Annotated in this window: 4 protein-coding genes; all 4 read right to left on the bottom strand. The window is 30.9% G+C overall.

Annotated elements, in window-relative coordinates; all coding sequences use genetic code 11:
- Window positions 1-62: 62 nt before the first annotated feature.
- From NG904_RS16645 to dpaL, 4 genes are read right to left on the bottom strand one after another with little or no spacing between them, the layout of a single operon-like run.
- Entirely contained in the window at window positions 63-437 is a 375-nt protein-coding gene (locus tag NG904_RS16645) for a RidA family protein (RefSeq protein WP_252232840.1), read from the bottom strand.
- Window positions 438-457: 20 nt separating this feature from the next.
- Window positions 458-1546 (bottom strand): 4Fe-4S binding protein, encoded by a 1089-nt coding sequence (locus tag NG904_RS16640; protein WP_252232838.1) that lies wholly within the window; start codon window positions 1544-1546, stop codon window positions 458-460.
- Between the two features lie 40 nt (window positions 1547-1586).
- Complete coding sequence (gene ssnA / locus NG904_RS16635) at window positions 1587-2918, bottom strand: putative aminohydrolase SsnA (RefSeq protein WP_252232836.1); 1332 nt, start codon at window positions 2916-2918, stop codon at window positions 1587-1589.
- Between the two features lie 26 nt (window positions 2919-2944).
- Complete coding sequence (gene dpaL, locus NG904_RS16630; protein WP_252232834.1) at window positions 2945-4153, bottom strand: diaminopropionate ammonia-lyase; 1209 nt, start codon at window positions 4151-4153, stop codon at window positions 2945-2947.
- Between the last annotated feature and the right edge of the window lie 39 nt (window positions 4154-4192).

Here is a 4192-nt window from a genome sequence, read left to right as displayed (position 1 = left end):
CACATGAAAGATGATAAGTTAAAGAACTTATCATCTTTCATGTGCCTAACAATATTTATTAATTATAATGTAGCAATTACTTCTATTTCTACTGGAGCGTCCATAGGTAATTTAGCAATTTGCACACAACTTCTTGCGGGGAAATTTTGTGTAAAAAATTTTGCGTATACTTCATTTACAGCTGAAAAATCATTTAGATCTTTTACAAAAACTGTAGTTTTAATTACATTCTCAAGATTTGTTCCTGCTTCTTCCAAAATAGCTTTACAATTTTCTATACTTTGCTTAGTTGCCTTTTTTATTTCTGTTTCTAATACCTTTGTCTTTGGATTTATAGGTAACTGACCAGATGTATATACTAACTTATCTATAATTACTCCTTGTGAATATGGTCCAATTGCTTCTGGTGCATTTGGTGTATTAATTATTTTCTTCATAATAAATTCTCCTTTTACTTTTAATTATATTGCATTGATAATGCATTTTTAGGACATCTAGTTACACATAATCCACATCCAAAACATTTCTTACTATCAATGATTAGCTTATTTGAAACTTCTATTGCATCATATACACAACTTGTTTTACAAATCCCACATTTTATACAAACATCTTCTTTTACAGTAGGTGCTATTGACTCTGTTCTGAAGTTTCTTTCCTCACATTTTTTATGAGCAAGTCCTATTATCTCATTTACATCTTTATATCCATGACTATCTAAAAAGTCGTTTAATTCCTTAGCAATTTTTCCATAAATACTTGTTCCTTTTAAAATAGCTTCTGTGCATACTTGTACAGATTGTGCTCCTGCCATTAACATTTCAGCAGCATCTCTTCCACAAGTAATTCCTCCTACTCCTATTATTGGTATTTTTATTACCTTAGAAGCATCATAAATATTTCTAATAGCTACTGGTTTTACTGATGAACCTGATAACCATCCATATCCTGTTTGACTTCCCATAATTGGATATCCTGTTTCCACATCAATTGCCATACAAGGTCCTACTGAATTTATCATTACAAGTCCATCTGCACCTGCATCTTCTAATGCTTTAGCTATTTTTTGAATATCTGTATGAGGACTCATTTTCATAAATACAGGACAGTCAAGTGCTGCTTTTGCTGCTTTCATTGCATCAACTATTGGAGCAATATCAGTTCCAACATAATGAGTTGATAGCTCAACAGCATCTGCATATGGTTTTACTAAAGGTGCAACTTTTTTTATTTGATCTGCAGTATATCCCATACTAATTATCATTGGTACTCCAGCTTCTTTTGCTCTTTTATATTCTTTTTCTATCCATTGCTCTTTTGGAAGTTCTGACCAAAGTTCTGTATTTAAAAAACCTGCATTGGTTTTTGCCATACAAGGTCTTGGAACATCTGCTGGCTTTTCAGATATTGTTTTTGTAACTAATCCACCAGCACCTCCCTTTACTGCTAAAATACATAATTCTCCATCCTTTGCACCAGGTCCCGCTGCTGTGAATATTGGGTTATCAAACTCCATTCCGAGTATATTAACTTTTAAATTTGCCATAATACTGTTCCCCCTATAAAACCTCATATAGATTAATCTACTATTTTAATTTTTCCCATAATTTTTGTGCTACTTTTCTTGATTTTTTTAATGTTTCTTTTTCATCTAATGTCATAATTTTTCTATTTTGCATTATAACTTTTCCATTAATTATTGTTGTATCCACACATCTTCCACTCATGCCAAACATTATATGACCATTTAAATTATTTTCATTCATAGGTGTCAATGGATTATAATCAACAATTATTAAATCAGCATATGCTCCTTCTTTTAATATTCCAAGTGGTTTTTTAAAATACTTAGATGCTATATTTCTATTGTTTTCAAATAGCATTTTATTAGTTTCTACAAACCCTACATTAGAATCACTTAAATTGTGTTTATGAATTATATTTTCAACCTTCATTGATTCAAACATATCTGATGTATATCCATCAGTGCCAAGACCAACTACTACTTCATTTTTCATCATTTCTATTACCGGGGCACACCCAACAGCATTTCCCATATTTGATTCTGGATTATTAACTACATTAGTATTAGTTTCTTTTAAAATATCAATTTCCCTTTTATTTATGTGAATGCAATGAGCACATATTGTTTTTTCTCCCAATATTCCAAAATCATTTAATCTCTCTATTACTCTCTTGCTGCTGCTTTTTAAACAATGATTTAAATCATCGATTCCTTCTGCTGCATGAATATGATATCCTACATCAAGGCCTTCCAAACTATTAACACATTTTTTTAAACTATCATCACTAAGAGTAAATGAAGCGTGCATTCCAAACATGCCTTTTACCATATCATCTTCTCTTTCATTTGATGCCTTAATAAAGTTAACGTTTTCTTCTATACCTTCATTTAGAATTTTCTCTCCATCTCTATCGGAAACTTCATAAGCATAAACCCCTCTAATACCTAAATGAGTAGCTGCATCTGCTATAGTAAATAAACTTCTACTTGCTGACATAGGACTAGCATGATGATCAAATACAGTTGTAACACCATCTTTAACACACTCAATTAAAGTTGTATAAGCACTATATTTAACATCTTCTAATGTTAACTTCTTATCTATTTTCCACCAAACATTTTCAAGAATATCAACAAGATTTTTTGATAGCGGATTATTTAATGTTAGTCCCCTTGCAAATGCGCTATATATATGATGATGAGTATTTATTAATCCTGGCATTATAACTTTTTCTTCTGCATCTATAAACTCATAATATTTATATTTTGCTTTTAGCTCATCTGTATTACCAACTTCTAGTATCATATTGTCTTTTATTGCAATACAACCATCTTCTAAATAGGGTTCTTTATTATCTTGAGTTATTACCCTTCCATTCCCAACTAATAGCATTGTGCCACCCTCTTTAACTTAATTTTTTATTTATTATATTGGCCTCTCCAAACTATCTCTTTATACTTATCTGGATCTGTGTCTCCCTCTGTACTAAATAATAGTACTTTTGAATTTTCATCTAATTCTAATGATTCTTTTAAATCTTTATATTTATCATTTTTCATTATTTCATAAAGTAATCCTGAAGTAACAGCACCTGATTCACCTGAAATAACCTTTTTATCTCCTCTTAATGAATTACCAAGTATTCTCATACCATTTGCTGCAACATAATCTGGTGATGAAACAAATGTGTCAGAGTACTCTTTTAAAACTTTCCAACCAATTGTATTTGCTTCTCCACAAGCTAATCCAGCCATTATTGTTTGCATTTCTCCGCCTACAGCTATTAAATTTCCATCATTAGCTTTTGCTGATTTATATAAGCAATCTGCTAAGTTTGATTCTACTATTACTGTTTTAGGACAGTTCCCCTTAAATACAGAAGCAAAGAATCCTTGTATTGCACCTGCTAAAGAACCTACACCAGCTTGTATAAATATATGAGTTGGTCTTTCAACTCCATATTCAGTTAATTGATTTAATGCTTCAAGTCCCATAGTTCCATATCCTTGCATTATCCAAGCTGGAATTTCTTCGTAGCCTTCCCATGCAGTATCTTGTATAACTACTCCATTATTTTCATCTGCATATTTAGCTGCAAGTCTTACTGCATCATCATAATTCATATCAGTTATAGAAGCTTCTGCTCCTTCTTTTCTTATATTTTCTAATCTTGTTTTTGATGATCCTTTTGGCATATAAACTACTGATTTTTGTTTTAACTTATTGGCAGTCCAAGCTACTCCTCTTCCATGATTTCCATCTGTAGCTGTTACAAATGTAATTTCTCCAAGTTCTTCTCTAAGCTCTGGTGAAATTAACTTTTTATAAGGTAATTCAGATATATCTCTATTTAATTTTTGTGCCATGTATTTTGCCATGGCAAAAGAACCACCTAACACTTTAAATGCATTTAATCCAAATCTATATGATTCGTCTTTTATATAAATACCACCTAATCCTATATCCTTACTTAAATTTTCTAAACTAACTAATGGTGTTTCCTTATATTGAGGAAAACTTTTATGAAAATCTCTAGCTTTAATTATCTCATCTTTGTTTAAGAAATCCAGTAAATTTTCATTATTAGTTTTAGGTAGTTGATTTTTTTTCCACTCTATATTTTCCATTATTTACCCCTCCAGTTAATGTTGATAGTGTAAACTTGT

It is taken from the genome of Clostridium sp. ZBS15 (genome assembly GCF_023845705.1).
In the GTDB taxonomy this organism is placed as follows: domain Bacteria; phylum Bacillota; class Clostridia; order Clostridiales; family Clostridiaceae; genus Clostridium; species Clostridium aquiflavi.
The sequence above is the reverse complement of the archived record's forward strand: the minus strand, read 5'-3'. Positions and strand labels throughout refer to the sequence as shown.

What these genes read in the sequence shown, in the direction of transcription:
- NG904_RS16645 (WP_252232840.1), bottom strand. Translation starts at nt 437, where the DNA reads ATGAAGAAAATAATTAATACACCAAATGCACCAGAAGCAATTGGACCA.
- dpaL (WP_252232834.1), bottom strand. Translation starts at nt 4,153, where the DNA reads ATGGAAAATATAGAGTGGAAAAAAAATCAACTACCTAAAACTAATAAT.
- NG904_RS16640 (WP_252232838.1), bottom strand. Translation starts at nt 1,546, where the DNA reads ATGGCAAATTTAAAAGTTAATATACTCGGAATGGAGTTTGATAACCCA.
- ssnA (WP_252232836.1), bottom strand. Translation starts at nt 2,918, where the DNA reads ATGCTATTAGTTGGGAATGGAAGGGTAATAACTCAAGATAATAAAGAA.